Below are 19,475 nucleotides of genomic sequence, written 5' to 3'. Positions count from 1 at the left end.
CCGCCGGTGATCCACTTTCCGGCCCCGTCCGGTCGGCGGGTGATCCACCCGGCCGCCTGCGGTTCGCCGGGACCGGCGTCGCGGATACTTGGGGAGTTATGGAATACGTGATTCTTGCCGTAGTCATCGCGGTGGTCGCCATCGGCGCGATCGCCGGACTCGTCGTTTCCGGCAGACGACGCCAGCAGCTGCCCCCGAAGTCGCAGGCGCCGGTCATCACGGCGCCCCCGACCCCGCGCGAGCCCGCCGTCGGCGAGGAGGCCGCGCCGCCGACCGAGGAACCGCGCCGCACCGTCGAGGAGGTCCAGCTCCCCGAGGCCGAGGCCCGCGCCGAGGCCGAACCCGTCGCCGAGGCCGAAGCCGTCGTCGAGGCGGCCGAGGAAGCCCCGGCCATCGAGGTCCCCGAGCCCACCGCCGGCCGTCTGGTCCGGCTGCGCTCGCGGCTCTCCCGTTCGCAGAACTCGCTCGGCAAGGGCCTGCTCTCGCTGCTCTCCCGCGAGCACCTCGACGAGGACACCTGGGAGGAGATCGAGGAGACCCTGCTGACCGCCGATGTCGGCGTGGCCCCCACCCAGGAGCTGGTCGAGCGGCTGCGCACCCGGGTCAAGGTGCTCGGCACCCGCACCCCCGAGCAACTGCGCGGCCTGCTGCGCGAGGAGCTCGTCGAGCTGATCGGCAAGGACGCCGACCGCACCGTGCGCTCCACCAGGCACGACGAGGGCCCCGCGGTCGTCCTGGTCGTCGGCGTCAACGGCGTCGGCAAGACCACCACCACCGGCAAGCTGGCCCGGGTGCTGGTCGCCGACGGCCGCACGGTGGTGCTCGGCGCGGCCGACACCTTCCGTGCCGCCGCCGCCGACCAGCTGCAGACCTGGGGCGAGCGGGTCGGTGCGCGCACCGTGCGCGGGCCGGAGGGCGGCGACCCGGCGTCGATCGCCTTCGACGCCGTCAAGGAGGGCATCGCCGAGGGCGCGGACACCGTCCTGGTGGACACCGCCGGGCGTCTGCACACCAAGACCGGCCTGATGGACGAGCTGGGCAAGGTCAAGCGGGTCGTGGAGAAGCACGGCCCGGTGGACGAGGTGCTGCTGGTGCTGGACGCCACCACCGGTCAGAACGGGCTGATCCAGGCCCGGGTCTTCGCCGAGGTGGTCGACATCACCGGCATCGTGCTGACCAAGCTGGACGGCACCGCCAAGGGCGGCATCGTGGTCGCCGTCCAGCGCGAGCTGGGCGTGCCGGTCAAGCTGATCGGGCTCGGCGAGGGTGCCGACGACCTGGCGCCGTTCGAGCCGGGCGCGTTCGTGGACGCGCTGATCGGGGACTGAGCACCGTCCGGTGCCACCGGTGAAGGGTCCGCTCCCGCGAGGGGCGGGCCCTTCGGCGTTCTCCGGACGACCGGAGCAGCGGAGGGTCGGACGGTCAGGCGATCCAGGCGGGTTCGCGGGTGCGCTCGCGGCCGCGGTGGCAGGCGTAGGCGAGGGTGCCGAGCAGCAGACGGGCCTCGGGCGGGCAGCCGGCGTTGTCGCGGGTGGGGCGGCGCAGCCACCGGACCGGGCCGAGGCCGGCGAGCACGGTGGGCGGCGCGGCGACGAAGCTGCCCTCGCCGTGGCAGGTGAGGTCGAGCGCGGCGTCGTCCCAGCCCATCCGGTAGAGCAGGTCCGGCAGCCGGCGGGCGGTGCCGGGCGCGACCAGGAACTGCAGCCGTCCGGTGGGCGAGGCGAGCACCGGGCCGATCTGGGTGCCCATCCGTTCCAGCCGGACCAGTGCCTGCAGGCCGGCCGGCTCGGGGACGTCGAGGACGTCGAAGGCGCGGCCGGTCGGGAACAGCACCGAGACGTCGGTGCCGGGGCGGACGGCCGGTCCGGCGCCGGGGACGGGGTGCAGGCCGGGGGCGGCGCAGCGCTGCCTGCCGCAGTGGCAGCGCTCCGGGCTGCCGGCCGGGCCCGCCGTGCGGACCGGCTCGCCGACGAGGACGGCCCAGCCCCACCGGCCGGTGTACTCCGCGGCCGCCTGCCGCGCGGTGGCGCGGGTGCGACGGCGCGCGCCCAGCGGCGCCAGCCGCAGGTGCCCCAGGCGAAGTTCGCCGAACAGCTTGTCCATGCCTCCCCCAACGGTTCTTGTTGCCTATGGTTACGGGACGGTGACTGTGTGTTGCTTTTCCTGTGCGTGGTGCGTGGTGCGGTGGCGGCGTGCGGCGCGCGGTGTGCGCCAGTTGCCCTGGTGCGCCTCGTGCGCCGCCTTGTGGTCGGCGGTGCCGATGCCGGATCGTCTGTGCGCGGGAGGGTCGTCGGTCGGTGCGGGTGCGAAATCCGCTTGTGGCGGCGGCGGTTCGCCTGAAAAGCCGGGTGCCGTCGGGGACTTGGCGGCCTGCATATGCCGGGCCGTCGGGACTTCCTAGTGAACCGTCTGCCGACACGGTTCGGTTCACTCCTGGGGGTGGCGAAAGGTGGCGTTTCGCCAGGGCCGCTCCCCGGGGCGGTGCGCGGGGCGTTACGTTCAGCACACGGACCTCGTCGGGGTGTCCGCTTCCGGCCATGGCGGGCCGGGAGTTGGGGAGCTGACGGTCCGTCTGCGGCGGAAGCGCCGCAGTCCGGTACGACACGTCTGGCAAGAGCCCGCAACCGTCGGGCGGTCACGATCGGGGCCCCGGGGGCCCGGGCGGGATGGGGACGGACCCATGGCAGAGAAGCAACCCAACGAGAAGCTGACCACGTGGTTCGCCCGCAGCGGCTGGTCCAAGGGAGAGTTGGCCCGTCAGGTCAACCGTCGGGCCCGGCAGATCGGGGCCCACCACGTCTCCACGGACACCTCGCGGGTGCGGCGATGGCTCGACGGCGAACAGCCGCGCGAGCCCATTCCGAAGATCATGTCCGAGCTGTTCTCCGAGCGGTTCGGCTCGGTGGTCTCCATCGAGGACCTCGGCCTGCGCGCCGCCGTGCCGGTCTCCACCGTCGGCGGCGGCGTCGACCTGCCGTGGAGCGCGCCGCAGACCGTCCAGCTGATCAGCGACTACTCGCGCAGCGACCTCATGCTCAACCGGCGCGGCTTCCTGGGCACCTCGCTCGCCCTGACCGCCGGTGCCGCGCTGATCGAGCCGATGCAGCGCTGGCTGGCGCCCGGCCCGACCGGCGCGCCCACCCCGATCCTGACCGCGGCCAACGGCGGGGAGCCGTTCACCGGCCGGCTCTCCGAGCCCGAGCTGGAACTGCTGGAGCAGACCACCGTCATGTTCCGGCAGTGGGACGCGCAGAACGGCGGCGGGCTGCGCCGCAAGGCCGTGGTCGGCCAGCTCCACGAGGTCACCGACCTGCTCCAGGAGACCTACCCGGAGCAGACCACCAAGCGGCTGTTCCGGCTCACCGCCGAGCTGGCCCACCTGGCCGGCTGGATGTCCTACGACGTCGGCATGCACCCCAGCGCGCAGAAGTACTACGTGCTGGCGCTGCACGCCGCCAAGGAGGCCGGCGACCGCCCGTTCGGCGCGCTGATCCTCACCGACATGAGCCGGCAGATGATCCACCTCAACCGCGGCGAGGACGCGCTGGAGCTGATCCACCTCGCCCAGTACGGCAGCCGGGACACCGCCACCCCGCGCCAGCAGTCCCTGCTGTACGCGATGGAGGCACGCGCGTACGCCACGATCGGCGAGGTGAACCGGTGCGCCCGGGCGATCCGGCTGGCCGAGGACACCTTCACCGACATCCGCGAGGGCGACGCCGACCCGGACTGGCTGAAGTTCTTCTCACCGGCCGAGCTGAACGCGGAGAACGCGCACTCCTTCCGCGACCTCGCCTACCACTCGGACAACTCCGAGCTGTACGCCTCGATGTCGGCGCCGGTGATGGAGCGCGCGGTCGACCTGTTCCGGCAGGACGGCGACCACGTCCGCTCCTACGCCTTCAACCTGGTCGGCATGGCCAGCGTGCACCTGCTGCAGAACGAGCCGGAGGAGGCGGCGGTCTTCGCCGAGCAGGCGGTGGACATCGCCACCAAGGTCCGCTCCGAGCGGCTCAACTCGCGGGTCCGCAAGACCACCGAGGCCGCCGCCTCCCGGTTCAAGGGCGTGGACGCGGTCAGCCGGCTCAAGGAGCGGGTGGTCCAGGACATCCCCGAGTACGTCTCGGTGGTCTGAGCCGCCACCGCGACACCCCCACCGACCGTGCCGGCCGCCGACGGCACGGTCGGTGTTGCGTTCACGTGGGTGTAACCCCGCGGTCGCCCCCGTCACGGTGGTGAAACACCCGGTCGCATCGGTTGAAACCGGCCTTCGGCACGCTCCTGGACAACGCCGACACCCCGGGCGCACGGAACAGCGACCCGGGCGCGGATCGGCCTTCCAGTCAGGAGGAGACGCCGATGCCGGACGCCTTCAGCGCGGGCGACACCGCCTTCGTACTCGTCAGTGCGGCCCTGGTCATGGTGATGACCCCGGGGCTGGCCTTCTTCTACGGGGGGATGGTCCGGGCCAAGAGCACGCTGAACATGCTGGCGATGAGCTTCCTGTCGCTGGGCATCGTCAGCGTGCTGTGGGTCCTCTACGGCTACTCGCTCGCCTTCGGACCCGACGCGGGCGCCGGCCTGATCGGCAACCTGGACTTCCTGGGGATGCACGGCGTCGGGCTCGCCGACCTCACCGGGACGATCCCGGTGACCGCCTTCTCCGCCTTCCAGCTGATGTTCGCGGTCATCACCCCGGCGCTGATCAGCGGGGCGGTCGCGGACCGCGCGAGATTCACGGCCTGGGGCCTGTTCGTGGCGCTCTGGGTGACCGTGGTCTACTTCCCGGTCGCCCACTGGGTGTTCTTCTTCGACGGCGGCCACGGCGGCTGGCTCGGCGACCGCAACGGCGTGATCGACTTCGCCGGCGGGACGGCCGTCCACATCAACGCCGGGGTCGCGGGCCTGGCGCTGTGCCTGGTGCTCGGCAGGCGCATCGGCTTCCGCAAGGACCCGATGCGCCCGCACTCGCTGCCGCTGGTGATGCTCGGCTCCGGGCTGCTCTGGTTCGGCTGGTTCGGCTTCAACGCCGGCTCGGCGCTGGCCGCCAACGGCGTCGCGGCGACGGCCCTGCTCAACACCCAGGTCGCCGCCGGCGCCGGGCTGGTCGGCTGGCTGGTCCACGAGCGGCTGCGGCACGGCGCGTGCACCACGCTGGGCGCCGCCTCCGGCGCGGTGGCCGGGCTGGTGGCCGTCACCCCGGCCTGCGGCTCGGTCTCCCCGCTCGGCGCGGTGGCGATCGGTCTGGTCGCCGGCGCTGTCTGCGCGGCCGCGATCGGCCTCAAGTACCGGTGGGGCTTCGACGACTCGCTCGACGTGGTCGGTGTGCACGCCGTCGGCGGGGCGATCGGCTCGCTGCTGGTCGGCCTGTTCGCCACCGGGACGGTCGGCCAGAGCGCCAAGGGGCTGTTCTACGGCGGCGGGTTCGGGCAGCTGGGCAAGCAGGCGATGGGCGTGGCGGTGGTCGCCGTCTACTCCTTCGTGCTCTCCTGGCTGCTGGCCAAGGCGGTCGACCGGGTGATCGGGTTCCGGGTCGCCGAGGAGGTCGAGCTGGCCGGCATCGACCAGGCCGAGCACGCCGAGTCCGCCTACGACTTCAGCGCGCTGGGCTCGGCCCTCGGCCGGACGGCCGCCCCGGCGGCGGCCCTGGTCGCCGCGGCCTCCGCACCCGCACCCGCGCCGGCGTCGGCGCACGGCACCGAGAAGACCGAGGTGGACGCCCGATGAAGCTCATCACCGCCGTCATCAAGCCCTACCGCCTGGACGAGGTGAAGGCCGCCCTGCAGGCCTTCGGCGTGCACGGCCTGACCGTCTCCGAGGCCAGCGGCTACGGCCGGCAGCGCGGCCACACCGAGGTCTACCGGGGCGCGGAGTACACCGTGGACCTGGTTCCCAAGGTCAGGGTCGAGGTGCTGGTCGAGGACGAGGACGCCGAGCCGCTGATCGAGGTCCTGGTCAACGCGGCCCGGACCGGCAAGATCGGCGACGGCAAGGTGTGGGCGATCCCGGTCGACACCGCCGTCCGGGTCCGCACCGGCGAGCGCGGCCCCGACGCCCTCTGAGGGCCCGACCGGATGGCCACCGCCCCCGACGCCCCCGGGCCCGGTTCCACCGGTTCCGACGGTCCTGCCGGGCCCGCCGCCGCGCGGGCCCGGCTGCTCGCGGCTCCCGGCCCCGGCGGCCGGGAGCGGCGCACCGCGCTGTCCGCGCTCACCGACGACTGGCTGGCCGCCCTGTTCGCCGGGGCCGGCGCGCCCGCCCGGACCGCCCTGGTCGCGGTCGGCGGCTACGGGCGCGGCGAACTCTCCCCGCGCAGCGACCTCGACGTCCTGCTGCTGCACGAGGGCCGGCTGGACCGCGCCCTGCCCGAGCGCCTCTGGTACCCGGTGTGGGACTCCGGCGTCCAGCTCGACCACGCGGTCCGCACCCCGGCCGAGGCCCGGGCGGTGGCCGCCGCCGACCTGAAGGCGCAGCTCGGCCTGCTGGACGCCCGGCACGTGGCCGGCGACCCGGCGCTCACCGCCGCGCTGCGCTCCGCCGTCCTCGCCGACTGGCGGGCGGCCGCTCCTCGGCGGCTGCCGGAGCTGCGCGAGCTGGGCCGGGAGCGGGCCGAGCGGCACGGCGAGCTGTCCTTCCTGCTGGAGCCCGATCTGAAGGAGGCCCGCGGCGGCCTGCGGGACGTCGTCGCGCTCCGCGCGATCGCCGCGAGCTGGCTGGCCGACGCACCCCGGGAGGGGCTGGAGGCCGCCGCGCTCCGGCTGGCGGACGTCCGCGACGCCCTGCACCTGGTGACCGGCCGGGCCACCGAGCGGCTCGCCCTGCAGGAGCAGGACCGGATCGCCGAGCGGCTGGGCGTGCCGGACGCGGACGCCCTGCTGCGCGGGGTCTACGAGGCGGCGCGGACCGTCGGGTACGCCTCCGACGTCGCCTGGCGGTCGGTGGAGCGGGTGCTCGCCGCCCGCTCGGGCCGGGGCCGCCGTCCGCAACGGCGCTTTCCGTTCACCGGCCCGGTCGGCGGTGCGTTCGGCGGTGCGTTCGGCGGGTCCGGACGGGGCGCGGTGGTCCGGGGCGCGGTGGAGCGCCGGCCGCTCGCCGAGGGCGTGGTCGAGCAGGACGGCGAGGCGGTGCTCGCCCGCGGCGCCCGCCCGGCCACGGACCCGGTGCTGCCGCTGCGCGCCGCGGCCGCCGCCGCGCAGGCCGGCCTGCCCCTCTCCCACGCGACGGTGCGTCGGCTGGCGGCGGAGTGCCGTCCGCTGCCGGTGCCCTGGCCGGCCGAGGCGCGCGAGCAACTGGTCACCCTGCTGGGGGCGGGGGAGGCCTGCCTGCCGGTCTGGGAGGCGCTGGAGGCGCGCGGGCTGGTCACCCGGCTGCTGCCGGACTGGGAGCGGGTGCGCTGCCGGCCGCAGCGCAACGCGGTGCACCGCTGGACGGTGGACCGGCACCTGGTGGAGACCGCGGTGCGGGCCGCCGCGATGACCCGCCGGGTGGCCCGGCCGGACCTGCTGCTGGTCGCCGCGCTGCTGCACGATCTCGGCAAGGGCGGACCGGGCGACCACAGTGAGGCGGGCGAGGTGCTCGTCCGCGCCCTGGCCGCCCGGATGGGCTTCGACCCGGAGTCGGTGGAGACCCTGGCGGTGCTGGTCCGCCACCACCTGACCCTGGTGGACACCGCGACCCGGCGGGACCCGGACGATCCGGCGACCGTGGAGGCCGTCACCAAGGCGGTCGGCTCGGTGCCGCGGCTGGAGCTGCTGCGGGCGCTGACCGAGGCGGACGCGCTGGCCACCGGCCCGGCCGCGTGGAGTGCCTGGCGGGCCGCGCTGGTGGACGGTCTGACCGCCCGGGCCGCTGCCCGGCTGGCCGGGGAGCACGGCGGGCGGCCGGGCCCCGTCGAGGCCGAGCCGACCGCCGAGCAGGAGCGGCTGGCGGTGGAGGCTGCCCGCACCGGCGGGCCGGCGCTGTCGCTGTCGGCCTCGTCGTTGCCGGCCGCGCCGATGCGGGCCGGGTCGCTCGCCGAGGCGTCTGCGGGCGTCGACGGCGACGGCACCGGGCCGATGGGCGTGCGGCTGCTGCTGGCCGTCCCGGACCGGCCGGGCCTGCTGGGCACCGTCGCCGGAGTGCTGGCCCTGCACCGGCTGGCGGTCCGCTCGGCGGGGCTGCGCGAGCTGGACCCGATCGGCGCCGGGCCGGTCCTGCTGCTCTCCTGGACGGTGACCGCGCAGTTCGGCGAGCTGCCCGAGGCGGCCAGGCTCCGGACGGACCTGCGCCGAGCGCTGGACGGCTCGCTGGACGTCGCCCGCCGGCTGGCCGAGCGGGACGCGGCGGCCCCGCGCCGGCGCGGCGTCCCCGTTCCGCCGCCGGTGGTCGCGGTGGCGCCGCCGGCGGCCTCGGCGAGCGCGACGGTGCTGGAGGTGCGCGCGCACGACGCCCCGGGGCTGCTGCACCGGATCGGCCGGGCGCTGGACGGAGCCGGGGTGCGGGTGCGGACCGCGCACGTCTCGACGCTCGGCGCGGAGGCCGTGGACGCCTTCTACCTGACCGATGCGGCGGGCCGTCCGCTCGATGCCCGGCGGGCCGGGGAGGTGGCGGCGGCGGTCCGGGCGGCGCTGGGCTGAGGCCCGGCGGAGGCCTGCCCCGGGACCAGGCCGAGGCCCCGGGGAGGCCCGGCGAAGGTTCGGTCGAACCCGGGTGGAGACCGTCCCCGGGGCGGCCGGATACCCTTGGGAGCGACGACCGTACTCAGACCGATGCCGCAGAGGACCCGCGACGACGTGTTCGACACCCTTTCCGATCGCCTCGCAGCGACGTTCAAGAACCTTCGGGGCAAGGGCCGCCTGAGCGAGGCGGACATCGACGCCACCGCCCGCGAGATCCGCATCGCGCTGCTGGAGGCGGACGTCGCGCTGCCGGTCGTCCGGGCCTTCATCAAGCAGGTCAAGGAGCGCGCGCTCGGCGTCGAGGTCTCCGGCGCGCTGAACCCGGCGCAGCAGATCATCAAGATCGTCAACGAGGAGCTCATCGCCATCCTCGGTGGCGAGACCCGCCGGGTGCGGTTCGCCAAGAACGGCCCGACGGTGATCATGCTCGCCGGTCTGCAGGGTGCGGGTAAGACCACCCTCGCCGGCAAGCTCGGCCACTGGCTGAAGACGCAGAAGCACACCCCGCTGCTGGTCGCCTGCGACCTCCAGCGCCCCAACGCCGTCAACCAGCTGCAGGTCGTCGCCGACCGCGCCGGTGTGGCGTTCTACGGCCCCCAGCCGGGCAACGGCGTCGGCGACCCGGTCCAGGTGGCCCGGGACTCGATCGAGTACGCCAAGCAGAAGCAGCACGACGTCGTCATCGTCGACACCGCCGGCCGCCTCGGCATCGACGCCGAGCTGATGCAGCAGGCCGCCGACATCCGGGCCGCCGTCAACCCGGACGAGGTCCTGTTCGTCGTCGACGCGATGATCGGCCAGGACGCGGTCACCACCGCGCAGGCCTTCCTCGAGGGCGTCGACTTCACCGGTGTGGTGCTCTCCAAGCTCGACGGCGACGCCCGCGGCGGTGCCGCGCTCTCGGTCGCGCACGTCACCGGCCGGCAGATCATGTTCGCCTCCAACGGCGAGAAGGTCGACGACTTCGACGCCTTCCACCCGGACCGGATGGCCTCGCGCATCCTGGGCATGGGTGACGTCCTCTCGCTGATCGAGAAGGCCGAGCAGACCTTCTCGCAGGCCGAGGCCGAGAAGATCGCCGCCAAGCTGCGCGGCGGTCCGAAGCAGTTCACGCTGGACGACTTCCTGTCCCAGCTGGAGCAGGTCCAGAAGATGGGCTCGATCTCCAAGCTGCTGGGCATGCTGCCGGGGATGGGCCAGATCCGCGAGCAGATCAACAACATCGACGACAAGGACGTCAACCGCGTCGGCGCGATCATCAAGTCGATGACCCCGACCGAGCGTGCCGAGCCGGAGCTGATCAACGGCTCCCGCCGGGCCCGCATCGCCAAGGGCTCGGGCGTCCAGGTCGGCGAGGTGAAGAACCTGGTCGAGCGGTTCTTCGAGGCCCGCAAGATGATGTCGGCGATGGCCTCCGGCAAGGGCGTCCCCGGTATGCCGGGCATCCCGGGCATGGGCGGCGGCGGCAAGAAGTCCGCCAAGAAGGCCCCGGTCGCCAAGGGCAAGCGCAAGAGCGGCAACCCGCTGAAGCGGGCGCAGGAGGAGGCCGCGGCCGCCGAGCGCCGCGCGCTCGGTGCCGGCGGCGGCCAGGCGCCCGCCGAGGGCGGCGCGTTCGGCCTCGGCGCGGGCAAGGGTCCGGCCGACTTCGAGCTGCCGAAGGAGTTCAAGGACCTGCTGTAGGTCCTCCCTCCTCGGATCTCCCCGGGGCCCAAGGGTTCCTGGGACGTGCGATGAACGGCCCGCCGACCGGTTGCGACCGGACGGCGGGCCGTTCGCATGCCCGATGGTCATCCGAGATGATGGTCCGATGCGAGTGACGATCAGGGCCCCGCGGGCCGGGGACGAGGTGGCGTACGCCGAGGCGGTCCGACGGTCCGCCGAGCACATCGGCCGGTGGAACCCGGTGGAGCCGGACGCCCTGCCGGACCTGATGGAGCGCCAGGGGCCGGGCCTGCGGACCTTCCTGGTGGTCGACGGGGAGACGGACGGGCTGGTCGGCAAGGTCAACGTGGCCAACATCGTGATGGGCCGGTTCTGCAACGGCGCGCTCGGCTACGACTCGTTCCTGCCGTTCGCCGGCACCGGGCGGATGACCGAGGGCCTGCGGCTGGTGCTGGACCGCTGCTTCGCCGCGCAGTCGGAGGGCGGGCTCGGCCTGCACCGGCTGGAGATCAACGTCCAGCCGGACAACGACCGCTCGATCGCGCTGGCCAAGCGGCTGGGCTTCCGGCACGAGGGGTTCACCCCGCGGATGCTGTTCCTCCAGGGGGCGTGGCGGGACCACGAGCGGTTCGCGCTGACCGCCGAGGAGTGGCCGGGGTCGGCCGGTGCGGAGGGGCAGGGCTGACCGGGCGCGGCGCGGGGCGCGGCGTTGCGGTTGGAGGAGCCGAGCGGATGTCCGTATTGTCCGATGAGTGACTGATCCCGTGCCACCGCGCCAGACCCCCGACCAGCCGTGGCGATCCGAGGGTGCCCCACCCCCGCCGCCCCCGCGGCGCAAGATGCCCGGCGGCTGGCTGGGCCTCGTCCTCACCGCCCTCGTGGTGTTCCTGATCAGCGACGTGCTGCTGTCCTTCTTCGGCCCCGGCGGCGCCACCACGATCTCCTACACCGAGTTCAACAACCAGCTGAACAAGGGCAACATCACCAAGATCTACTCCAAGGGCGACGCGATCGAGGGCACCCTCAAGAACGCCGAGCCGAAGCCGGACGGCGACAAGGGGACCTACACCGACTTCCGCACCCAGCGGCCGGTCTTCGCCGGGGACAACCTCTGGACCACCCTCCAGCAGCAGGGCGTCGAGGTCACCGCCGAGCCGGTCGTCCAGCAGCGCAGCTTCCTCGCCAACCTGCTCATCTCACTGGCCCCGATGCTGCTGCTGATCCTGATCTGGGTACTGCTCGCCCGGCGGATGGCCGGCGGGCTCGGCGCCGGGGCACTCGGCCGCAAGGCCCCGCCCAAGCCGGTCACCGCCGAGTCCGGCCGGCGCACCACCTTCGCCGACGTGGCCGGCATCGACGAGGTCGAGGCCGAGCTCACCGAGGTGGTCGACTTCCTGAAGAACCCGCAGCACTACCGCCGGCTCGGCGCCAAGATGCCGCGCGGCGTGCTGCTCAGCGGCCCGCCCGGCACCGGCAAGACCCTGCTGGCCCGGGCCGTCGCCGGCGAGGCGGACGTGCCGTTCTTCTCCGCCTCCGCCTCCGAGTTCATCGAGATGATCGTCGGCGTCGGCGCCAGCCGGGTGCGCGAACTGTTCGCCGAGGCCCGCAAGGTCGCCCCGGCGATCATCTTCATCGACGAGATCGACACCATCGGCCGCCAGCGCGGCAGCGGCGGCGGCATGGGCGGCCACGACGAGCGCGAGCAGACGCTCAACCAGATCCTCACCGAGATGGACGGCTTCACCGGCTCCGAGGGCGTCATCGTCATCGCCGCCACCAACCGGGCCGACGTGCTCGACCCGGCGCTGCTGCGCCCCGGCCGGTTCGACCGGCGGATCACCGTCAGCCCTCCGGACCGCGACGGCCGCGCGGCCATCCTGCGCATCCACTCCCGGGACGTCCCGCTGGCCGGCGACGCCGACCTGACCCGGCTCGCCAAGGTCACCCCCGGGATGACCGGCGCCGAACTGGCCAACCTGGTCAACGAGGCCGCCCTGCTCGCGGTCAAGCGCCGCCAGGACGCGGTCAACGACCGGGACCTCTCCGACGCGCTGGAGAAGGTCCAGCTCGGCGCCGTCCGGCCGCTGGTGATGCCGCAGGCCGAACGGGAGCGGACCGCGTACCACGAGAGCGGCCACGCCCTGCTCGGCATGCTCCAGCCGGGTGCCGACCCGGTCCGCAAGATCACCATCGTGCCGCGCGGCCGTGCCCTCGGCGTCACCCTCTCCACCCCGGAGGCCGACCGGTACTCCTACACCGAGCCCTACCTGCGCGGCCGGATCATCGGCGCGCTCGGCGGGATGGCCGCCGAGCAGGTGGTCTACGGGGTCATCACCACCGGAGCGGAGAGCGACCTGGAGCAGGTCACCAACATCGCCCGCGGCATGGCCGGGCGGTGGGGCATGAGCGAGCGGGTCGGCCGGCTCACCGCCGTCCCGTCCGACCCGCAGGGCGCGTACGGGCTCTCCGCGGCACCGACCACGCTGGACGCGGTGGACGAGGAGGCCCGGCGGATCGTCGCGGAGTGCTACGAGGAGGCGGTGCGGCTGCTGACCGAGCAGCGGCCCCGGCTGGACGCGCTGGCGGCGGCGCTGCTGGAGGCGGAGACGCTGGACGAGGAGGAGGCCTACCGGGCGGCGGGGGTGCCCCGGAAGGCGCTCGACCAGGCCTGAGGGCCGGCGGGCTCGCGGTGCGGGCTCGCGGTGGGGGCTCGCGGTACGGGGTGGGGGTCCGCGACGACGGGCCCCGACGAGGGCCGGCGACGAGGGTCTGCGACGAGGGGCGCGTGCCGTGGTGGCGCGCGCCCCTCCGGCGTTCCGTGCTGCGGCCCGAACCGGTCGTTCCCCGAGGCTCAGCGGGGCCGTTCGGCGATCAGGTAGCGGAAGACGTTCGTCATCCGCACGGTGCCGTCCGGCCGCAGGTACGGCTGCAGCGCCTCCTCCAGCTCCTTGGCGACCAGCGCCGGCCCGGAGAACTCCGCCGCCGCGTCGTAGAGCCCGGTGGAGAGCAGCCCGCGCAGCGCGCTCTCCGGATCCGCGTAGGCGAACGGGCAGCCGACCCGGCCGCCGCCGGCCGGGCGCAGACCGGTCCCGGCGAGCAGGTCCTCCAGCGCGCCGGGCGGGCTCAGCTCGAACGGGTCGGGCGCGCCGCTGCGCCGGGCCATCCGCCGGGCCACGTCCAGTACGGCCGCGCTCTCGCAGCGCTCCCGAGGCCCCCAGGCGGCCAGCACCACGTGCCCGCCGGGCAGGACCAGCCGGGCCGCCCCGGCCACCGTCCGGCGTGGTTCGGTGCCCGGCGGGGGCTGCTCGAAAACGGTCACCAGCGAATAGGCCGAGCGGGCGACGTCCGCCTCCGTTCGGCCGTCCGTCCCGGGCCGGCCGTCCGCCGCCGTCCGGCCGTCCGGGTCGACCCGCAGGCGGCGCTTCCGGGCCAGCCCGCGCAGCTCGTCGTCGGCCTCCAGTCCGGCCACCTGCGCGCCCCGGCCGGCGGCCAGCAGCAGGGCGAGGCCGGAGCGGCAGCCCAGGCCCAGCAGGCTCGTCGCCGGACCGACCTCCAGGCGGTCGTGGACGGCCTCGTAGAGCGGAACCAGCATCCGCTCCTGGATCTCCGCCCAGTCCCGGGCCCGGGCGGCGGGCCGCCCTGCGCCGGGGGGTGCTGCGGTCGTGCCGGTCACCCGCGCTGAAGCCATCGCGGCCTCCCATCCGGTCCTTCGGTGTGCTGCTCCGGCCCCCCTCGACGTCCCGCCCCCACTCCAGCGAACAGCGGCTCGGGCACGGCGTCCAGAGGGGTGCGGGGTGGTGCGCGCGGGTCGGGGGCGTGCGCCCCGGGCGTCCCGTTGCCCGAAACGGATTCGAAGTCGGGGGCCCGCTCCCCGTACGATTCGCCCATGGCTAAGGCACCCGTTCTCACCCCTCAGGCGGAAGACTTCCCGCGCTGGTACCAGGACCTCATCAACAAGGCCGAGCTGGCCGACAACGGTCCGGTGCGCGGCACCATGGTCATCCGACCGTACGGCTACGGCCTGTGGGAGCGGATGCAGCAGGAGATGGACGCCCGGATCAAGAAGGCCGGCGCCCAGAACGCCTACTTCCCGATGTTCATCCCGCAGTCCTACCTGACCAAGGAGGCGGAGCACGTCGAGGGCTTCGCCCCCGAGCTCGCGGTGGTCACGCACGGTGGCGGCAAGCAGCTGGACGAGCCGGTCGTCGTCCGGCCGACCTCCGAGACGATCATCAACGAGTACTTCTCGAAGTGGGTGCAGAGCCACCGCGACCTGCCCCTGCTGATCAACCAGTGGGCCAACGTCGTCCGCTGGGAGCTGCGCCCGCGCGTCTTCCTGCGCACCACCGAGTTCCTCTGGCAGGAGGGCCACACCGCCCACGCCACGTACGAGGACGCCCGTGACTACGCGTCGATGATCCACACCCAGGTCTACGGCGACTTCATGACCAACGTGCTCGGCATCGACGTCGTGCTCGGCCGCAAGACCGCCAAGGAGCGCTTCGCCGGCGCCATCAACACCCTCACCCTCGAAGGCATGATGGGTGACGGCAAGGCGCTGCAGATGGGCACCAGCCACGAGCTGGGCCAGAACTTCGCCAAGGCGTTCAACACCACCTACCAGCTGCAGGGCGCCGAGCGCGAGTACGTCTGGCAGACCTCCTGGGGCGTCTCGACCCGCATGGTCGGCGGCCTGATCATGTCGCACGGCGACGACAGCGGCCTGCGCGTCCCGCCGCGGCTGGCCGCCGTCCAGGCCGTCGTCCTGGCCATCAAGGGCGACGACGCGGTGATCGCCAAGGTCCGTGAGATCGGCGCGGCGCTGGAGGCCGCCGGCATCCGCGTGGTCGTCGACGACCGCACCGACACCCCGTTCGGCCGCCGGGCCGTCGACTGGGAGCTCAAGGGCGTGCCGCTGCGGATCGAGGTCGGCCCGCGCGACCTGGAGAACGGCACCGCGATGCTGGCGCGCCGGATCCCGGGCGGCAAGGAGCCGGTCTCGATCGACTCCCTGGCGGCGACCCTCCCGGGCATCCTGGAGGAGGACCAGGCCCTGCTGCTGCGTCAGTCGCGTGAGCGCCGCGAGTCCCGCACGGTCGACGTGAAGACCATCGAAGAGGCCGTCGAGGCCGCCACCACCGGCTGGGGCCGGATCTCCTGGGCCGAGCTCGGCCCGGAGGGCGAGGCCAAGCTGGCCGAGCAGGGCGTCTCGGTGCGCTGCATCGTCGCCGCCGACGGCTCGGTGCCGCAGACGGACGACCAGGAGGGCAACGTCGCGCTCGTCGCGCGCGCCTACTGACCGTTCGGTCGCCCCTCCGAGCTGCGGACGACCACGAAGGATCTCGCCGTAAAACCGCGTCGGGCGACCCGTTCCGACGGCCGCCGACCTGTTCGGTGAGGAATTCGGATGCCCGGTGACCGGCCTTGTTGCGTGCATGTCTCACATGCCGACATCCCTACTGGTCGGTCAACTGCCGGTATTAACGGAATAGCGGTACGGTGTACGGCCCGTGGCCCTGTCAACTCGACAGGACACGGGCCGTACGTCCTGGGGGCGACAGCCCGCCCCCGGACGGAAATGACGAGCCGCCGCCGAGCCGGCGGCCCCAAACCTGCAGGGGGTTGGTCTTGCGTCAGATCCGGAACGCGCATTTCGCGCGTGGTCGCACATTCCTGAGAGTTTCCTGGGAATTCCAGGGGAAGCGGAACACGCGGAACATCGGCTCCTACTCCATCGTTGGTCTAGCGTGAGCACGACACAGCCCCTCGTTCTCGCGGCCGAACTGGCCGCCGCCTGGAGTGACATCCAGGCCTACCATCAGGACCTCCCCGACCTCGCCTCGCCCGAGGCGCTGATCGGCGAGTCCTCCTCGGCCTGTGGTACCCGGCTCGGTTTCGAGCGGCTCCTCCACGAGGCTGCCCATGGTCTGGCCGCGGCCCGGGACATCCGGGACACCTCGCGGGCCGGCCGCTACCACAACCGGCGCTTCCTGCTCCTGGCCTCCGAGCTGGGCCTGGCACACCCGGTCGAGCCGCACGCCAGCAGCGGCTTCTCCCAGGTGACCATGCTCAAGGAGACCCGCGAGCGGTACGCCGAGACCATCGAGCGCCTGGACCGCGCCCTCGGCGCGCACCAGGAAGCGGTGGCCGGTGAGGGGGCCTCGCGCGCCTTCCGCGGTCCGGCGGCCCGGCACGGCTCCTCCGGGGGCGGCGTCCGGGTCAAGGCGGTCTGCGGGTGCGGGCGCAACGTCCGTGTCGTGCCGTCGGTGCTCGCGCAGGCGTCCATCGTCTGCGGTGCCTGCCAGCAGCCGTTCAAGATCGCGTAGTTCGGCTGGTGGCTCGCGGCTCGTAGCCTGCGCTCGAAGTCCGCAGTTCGCAGTCCGTAGTTCGCAGTCCGTAGCTCGGCGCGCGGTCCGTCGGGCGACCCGGGGAGCCTCACGGCTCGGGGAACCGAGGGCGCCAAGATCCACCGCAGGACCACGATGGACCACGATGATCGAGCGATGATTCGCCAGTGAGGTGCACCGGGCAGGTGCGCGCGTTGGGCTGACCGGGAGCGGGGGCTCCCGGTCGACCTGTTTTCGGGGGTCGGCGCCCTGTGTGGCAGAATGGACCGCTGAGTACTCGGCAGCCGGGCAGGACCCCTCTCTCCTTCGGCTGGCGTGTCCCTTGAACGGCCCACCGCGCAACCCCACGCGAGGGCGGGGCCGCTCACCCACGTCAACACCAGGAGATTCCACTCCCGTGGCAGTCAAGATCAAGCTGAAGCGTCTCGGTAAGATTCGCTCCCCGCACTACCGCATCATCGTCGCCGACGCCCGCACCAAGCGTGACGGCCGTGCGATCGAGGAGATCGGCATCTACCAGCCGACCTACAACCCCTCGAAGATCGAGGTCGACGGCGACCGCGCCCAGTACTGGCTGTCCGTCGGCGCCCAGCCGACCGAGCCGGTGCTCGCCATCCTCAAGCTGACCGGCGACTGGCAGAAGTTCAAGGGCCTGCCGGCTCCGGAGCCGCTGAAGGTCGCCGAGCCGAAGGTCGAGGACTTCTCGCACCTGTTCGCCAAGGCCGTCGCCGGCTTCGAGGACGCCACCACCGGTGTCGCCATCACCCCGAAGGCCAAGAAGTCGGACAAGGCCGAGGCTGAGGCCGACGCCGCCGCCGAGGCCTGATCGTGATCGAGGACGCCCTCGACCACCTGGTGAAGGGCATCGTCGAGCACCCCGACGAGGTGCAGGTGCGCTCGCGCAACCTGCGTCGGGGCAACACCATCGAGGTGCGGGTGCACCCCGATGACCTCGGCAAGGTGATCGGCCGGGGTGGCCGCACGGCGCGCGCCCTGCGCACCGTGGTCGGCGCCCTCGGCGGTCGCAACGTCCGGGTCGACCTGGTCGACGTGGACAACATTCGCTGACCCGGCTGCTCGTTCAGCCGTCAGGGTTTCGAGGCCGGCCGGGACGCATGTCGTCCCGGCCGGCCTTCGCCGTTCTCGGCGGCTTCCCCGCGGCGGTTCCGCAGTACTCCTCAGCCCCAAGCACTCACGCAAGCAGCAGCACTCAGCAGCACTCATCCAGGAGAACGATCACCGTGCAGCTCGTCGTCGGCAAGATCGGCCGCGCCCACGGCATCAGGGGGGACGTCAGTGTCGAGGTCCGCACCGACGAGCCGGAGCTCCGGCTCGGCCCCGGTGCCGTCCTGCTCACCGACCCGGCCTCGGCCGGTCCGCTGACCGTCGAGTCCGGCAAGGTGCACAGCGGGCGGCTGCTGCTGCGGTTCGCCGGCGTCAAGGACCGCAACGGCGCCGAGGCGCTGCGCGGCACGATCCTGATCGCCGAGGTCGACCCGGAGGAGCGTCCGGACGACCCGGAGGAGTACTACGACCACCAGCTGATCGGTCTGGACGTGGTCCTGCTCGACGGCACCCTGGTGGGCGAGCTCACCGAGGTGGTCCACCTGCCGTACCAGGACCTGCTCACCGTGAAGAAGCCTGACGGGACGGAGGCGCTGGTGCCCTTCGTCAGCAGGATCGTGCCGACCATCGACCTGGAGAACCAGCGCGCGGTCATCGACCCGCCGCCCGGGCTGATCGACCCGGAGAGCGCCGAGGTCGCGCTCGGCGAGTCCGCGCCGGGTGCGGAGTCCGCGGAGAAGTCGGCGGACTCCGCGAACTCGGCGGATTCGGCGGATTCGGCGGAGGAGTCGCAGTGAGCTCCGAGGAGTCCGTGCAGGCCGTGGGGTCCCCGGAGCCTGCGGAGGCCTCGGCGCCGGTCGTGCGGCACGGGATGCGGATCGACGTCGTGTCGATCTTCCCCGAGTACCTGGAACCGCTGAACATCTCGCTGGTCGGCAAGGCACGCGCCCGCGGCCAGCTCGACGTGCACGTCCACGACCTGCGCGACTGGACGTACGACGTGCACCGGACCGTCGACGACAGCCCGTACGGCGGCGGCCCGGGCATGGTGATGAAGCCCGAGCCGTGGGGCGAGGCCCTCGACGCGGTGCTCGCCCGGGGTCCCGAAGGGGAGCTGCCGACCCTGGTGGTGCCCACCCCCAGCGGCCGGCCGTTCACCCAGGAACTCGCGCAGGAGCTGGCCGGCCGGCCGTGGCTGGCGTTCACCCCGGCCCGGTACGAGGGCATCGACCGGCGGGTGATCGAGGAGGCGGCCACCCGGATGCCGGTGGTCGAGGCGTCGATCGGCGACTACGTGCTGGCCGGCGGCGAGGTCGCGGTGCTGGTCATGGTCGAGGCGATCGCCCGGCTGCTGCCCGGCGTGCTCGGCAACGCCGAGTCCCACCGCGACGACTCCTTCGCGCCCGGCGCGATGGCCGACCTGCTGGAGGGCCCGGTCTACACCAAGCCCGCCGAGTGGCGCGGCCGTACGGTGCCGGACATCCTGTTGAGCGGGAACCACGGCAAGATCGCCCGCTGGCGCCGCGAGCAGGCCTTCGCCCGCACTCTGGCCAACCGGCCGGACCTGGTGGCGCGCTGGCGGCACGCCGACTTCGACAAGAAGGACCGTGCGGCGCTCGATGTGCTCGGCCTTGCCTGGGACGAGGGGCTCGGCCGATTTCGGTCCGCGGCCGGTGGTGTGGAAGAATAGGCCGCTGCTGTCTGTCGCTGGGCTCCTCCCGCAGGGGTCACGTGGTTCGGCGCC

The 19,475-nt window shown here is 73.4% G+C and carries 16 protein-coding genes; 14 read left to right on the top strand and 2 right to left on the bottom strand.

The features are described 5' to 3' along the window. Positions 1-98: 98 nt before the first annotated feature. Positions 99-1,328, top strand: a complete 1,230-nt coding sequence (ftsY, locus tag ACFVUH_RS31205) for a signal recognition particle-docking protein FtsY (protein WP_387916717.1) — start codon at positions 99-101, stop codon at positions 1,326-1,328. Between the two features lie 94 nt (positions 1,329-1,422). On the opposite strand, the gene ACFVUH_RS31200 is transcribed toward ftsY, so the two are convergent. Next, the gene (locus ACFVUH_RS31200) at positions 1,423-2,103 is read right to left on the bottom strand and encodes a bifunctional DNA primase/polymerase (RefSeq protein WP_355369645.1); all 681 of its coding nucleotides are present in this window, start codon (positions 2,101-2,103) and stop codon (positions 1,423-1,425) included. A gap of 577 nt (positions 2,104-2,680) precedes the next feature. Here ACFVUH_RS31200 and ACFVUH_RS31195 point away from each other — a divergent pair. The 7 genes from ACFVUH_RS31195 to ftsH all read left to right on the top strand — a co-directional run bounded on the left by ACFVUH_RS31195 (position 2,681) and on the right by ftsH (position 12,991). Continuing rightward, the gene (locus ACFVUH_RS31195; RefSeq protein WP_355369643.1) at positions 2,681-4,135 is read left to right on the top strand and encodes a hypothetical protein; all 1,455 of its coding nucleotides are present in this window, start codon (positions 2,681-2,683) and stop codon (positions 4,133-4,135) included. Positions 4,136-4,359: 224 nt separating this feature from the next. After that, positions 4,360-5,727, top strand: a complete 1,368-nt coding sequence (locus ACFVUH_RS31190) for an ammonium transporter (RefSeq protein WP_387916715.1) — start codon at positions 4,360-4,362, stop codon at positions 5,725-5,727. After that, a complete protein-coding gene (locus ACFVUH_RS31185; RefSeq protein ID WP_355369639.1) occupies positions 5,724-6,062 on the top strand; it encodes a P-II family nitrogen regulator in 339 nt (112 codons plus the stop codon). Before ACFVUH_RS31190 ends, ACFVUH_RS31185 begins: the two co-directional genes overlap by 4 nt. A gap of 12 nt (positions 6,063-6,074) precedes the next feature. Continuing rightward, the gene (locus tag ACFVUH_RS31180) at positions 6,075-8,615 is read left to right on the top strand and encodes a [protein-PII] uridylyltransferase (protein ID WP_387916713.1); all 2,541 of its coding nucleotides are present in this window, start codon (positions 6,075-6,077) and stop codon (positions 8,613-8,615) included. Between the two features lie 156 nt (positions 8,616-8,771). After that, positions 8,772-10,337, top strand: a complete 1,566-nt coding sequence (gene ffh / locus ACFVUH_RS31175) for a signal recognition particle protein (protein ID WP_355369721.1) — start codon at positions 8,772-8,774, stop codon at positions 10,335-10,337. Positions 10,338-10,464: 127 nt separating this feature from the next. After that, on the top strand, positions 10,465-11,004 hold the full coding sequence (locus ACFVUH_RS31170; RefSeq protein WP_355369635.1) for a GNAT family protein: 540 nt from the start codon (positions 10,465-10,467) through the stop codon (positions 11,002-11,004). 67 nt (positions 11,005-11,071) lie between these two features. Continuing rightward, complete coding sequence (ftsH, locus tag ACFVUH_RS31165; protein WP_355369633.1) at positions 11,072-12,991, top strand: ATP-dependent zinc metalloprotease FtsH; 1,920 nt, start codon at positions 11,072-11,074, stop codon at positions 12,989-12,991. Between the two features lie 179 nt (positions 12,992-13,170). On the opposite strand, the gene ACFVUH_RS31160 is transcribed toward ftsH, so the two are convergent. Further along, the gene (locus ACFVUH_RS31160) at positions 13,171-14,007 is read right to left on the bottom strand and encodes an SAM-dependent methyltransferase (protein ID WP_355369631.1); all 837 of its coding nucleotides are present in this window, start codon (positions 14,005-14,007) and stop codon (positions 13,171-13,173) included. 198 nt (positions 14,008-14,205) lie between these two features. Between ACFVUH_RS31160 and proS the strand changes: the two genes are divergently transcribed. The 6 genes from proS (at position 14,206) to trmD (ending at position 19,421) form a co-directional block, all read left to right on the top strand. Continuing rightward, a complete protein-coding gene (gene proS / locus ACFVUH_RS31155) occupies positions 14,206-15,618 on the top strand; it encodes a proline--tRNA ligase (protein ID WP_387916711.1) in 1,413 nt (470 codons plus the stop codon). Positions 15,619-16,066: 448 nt separating this feature from the next. After that, the gene (locus ACFVUH_RS31150; protein WP_030306744.1) at positions 16,067-16,645 is read left to right on the top strand and encodes a hypothetical protein; all 579 of its coding nucleotides are present in this window, start codon (positions 16,067-16,069) and stop codon (positions 16,643-16,645) included. Positions 16,646-17,063: 418 nt separating this feature from the next. Next, entirely contained in the window at positions 17,064-17,492 is a 429-nt protein-coding gene (rpsP, locus tag ACFVUH_RS31145; RefSeq protein ID WP_344337896.1) for a 30S ribosomal protein S16, read from the top strand. A 2-nt stretch (positions 17,493-17,494) separates the two neighbouring features. Continuing rightward, entirely contained in the window at positions 17,495-17,734 is a 240-nt protein-coding gene (locus ACFVUH_RS31140; protein WP_030056773.1) for an RNA-binding protein, read from the top strand. A 173-nt stretch (positions 17,735-17,907) separates the two neighbouring features. Then, positions 17,908-18,528 (top strand): ribosome maturation factor RimM, encoded by a 621-nt coding sequence (gene rimM, locus ACFVUH_RS31135; RefSeq protein WP_387916709.1) that lies wholly within the window; start codon positions 17,908-17,910, stop codon positions 18,526-18,528. A gap of 74 nt (positions 18,529-18,602) precedes the next feature. Then, complete coding sequence (gene trmD / locus ACFVUH_RS31130; RefSeq protein WP_380682010.1) at positions 18,603-19,421, top strand: tRNA (guanosine(37)-N1)-methyltransferase TrmD; 819 nt, start codon at positions 18,603-18,605, stop codon at positions 19,419-19,421. The last annotated feature ends 54 nt before the right edge of the window (positions 19,422-19,475 follow it).

It is taken from the genome of Kitasatospora sp. NPDC058032, from assembly GCF_042885845.1.
GTDB lineage: Bacteria > Actinomycetota > Actinomycetes > Streptomycetales > Streptomycetaceae > Kitasatospora.
Note: the sequence above shows the minus strand (reverse complement) of the source record. Positions and strands in the feature narration are given on the sequence as shown.

Excerpts from the sequence above, each read along its gene's own strand:
- ftsY (WP_387916717.1), top strand. The coding sequence starts at position 99 with ATGGAATACGTGATTCTTGCCGTAGTCATCGCGGTGGTCGCCATCGGC.
- ACFVUH_RS31200 (WP_355369645.1), bottom strand. The coding sequence starts at position 2,103 with ATGGACAAGCTGTTCGGCGAACTTCGCCTGGGGCACCTGCGGCTGGCG.
- ACFVUH_RS31195 (WP_355369643.1), top strand. The coding sequence starts at position 2,681 with ATGGCAGAGAAGCAACCCAACGAGAAGCTGACCACGTGGTTCGCCCGC.
- ACFVUH_RS31190 (WP_387916715.1), top strand. The coding sequence starts at position 4,360 with ATGCCGGACGCCTTCAGCGCGGGCGACACCGCCTTCGTACTCGTCAGT.
- ACFVUH_RS31185 (WP_355369639.1), top strand. The coding sequence starts at position 5,724 with ATGAAGCTCATCACCGCCGTCATCAAGCCCTACCGCCTGGACGAGGTG.
- ACFVUH_RS31180 (WP_387916713.1), top strand. The coding sequence starts at position 6,075 with ATGGCCACCGCCCCCGACGCCCCCGGGCCCGGTTCCACCGGTTCCGAC.
- ACFVUH_RS31170 (WP_355369635.1), top strand. The coding sequence starts at position 10,465 with ATGCGAGTGACGATCAGGGCCCCGCGGGCCGGGGACGAGGTGGCGTAC.
- ACFVUH_RS31160 (WP_355369631.1), bottom strand. The coding sequence starts at position 14,007 with ATGGCTTCAGCGCGGGTGACCGGCACGACCGCAGCACCCCCCGGCGCA.
- proS (WP_387916711.1), top strand. The coding sequence starts at position 14,206 with ATGGCTAAGGCACCCGTTCTCACCCCTCAGGCGGAAGACTTCCCGCGC.
- trmD (WP_380682010.1), top strand. The coding sequence starts at position 18,603 with ATGCGGATCGACGTCGTGTCGATCTTCCCCGAGTACCTGGAACCGCTG.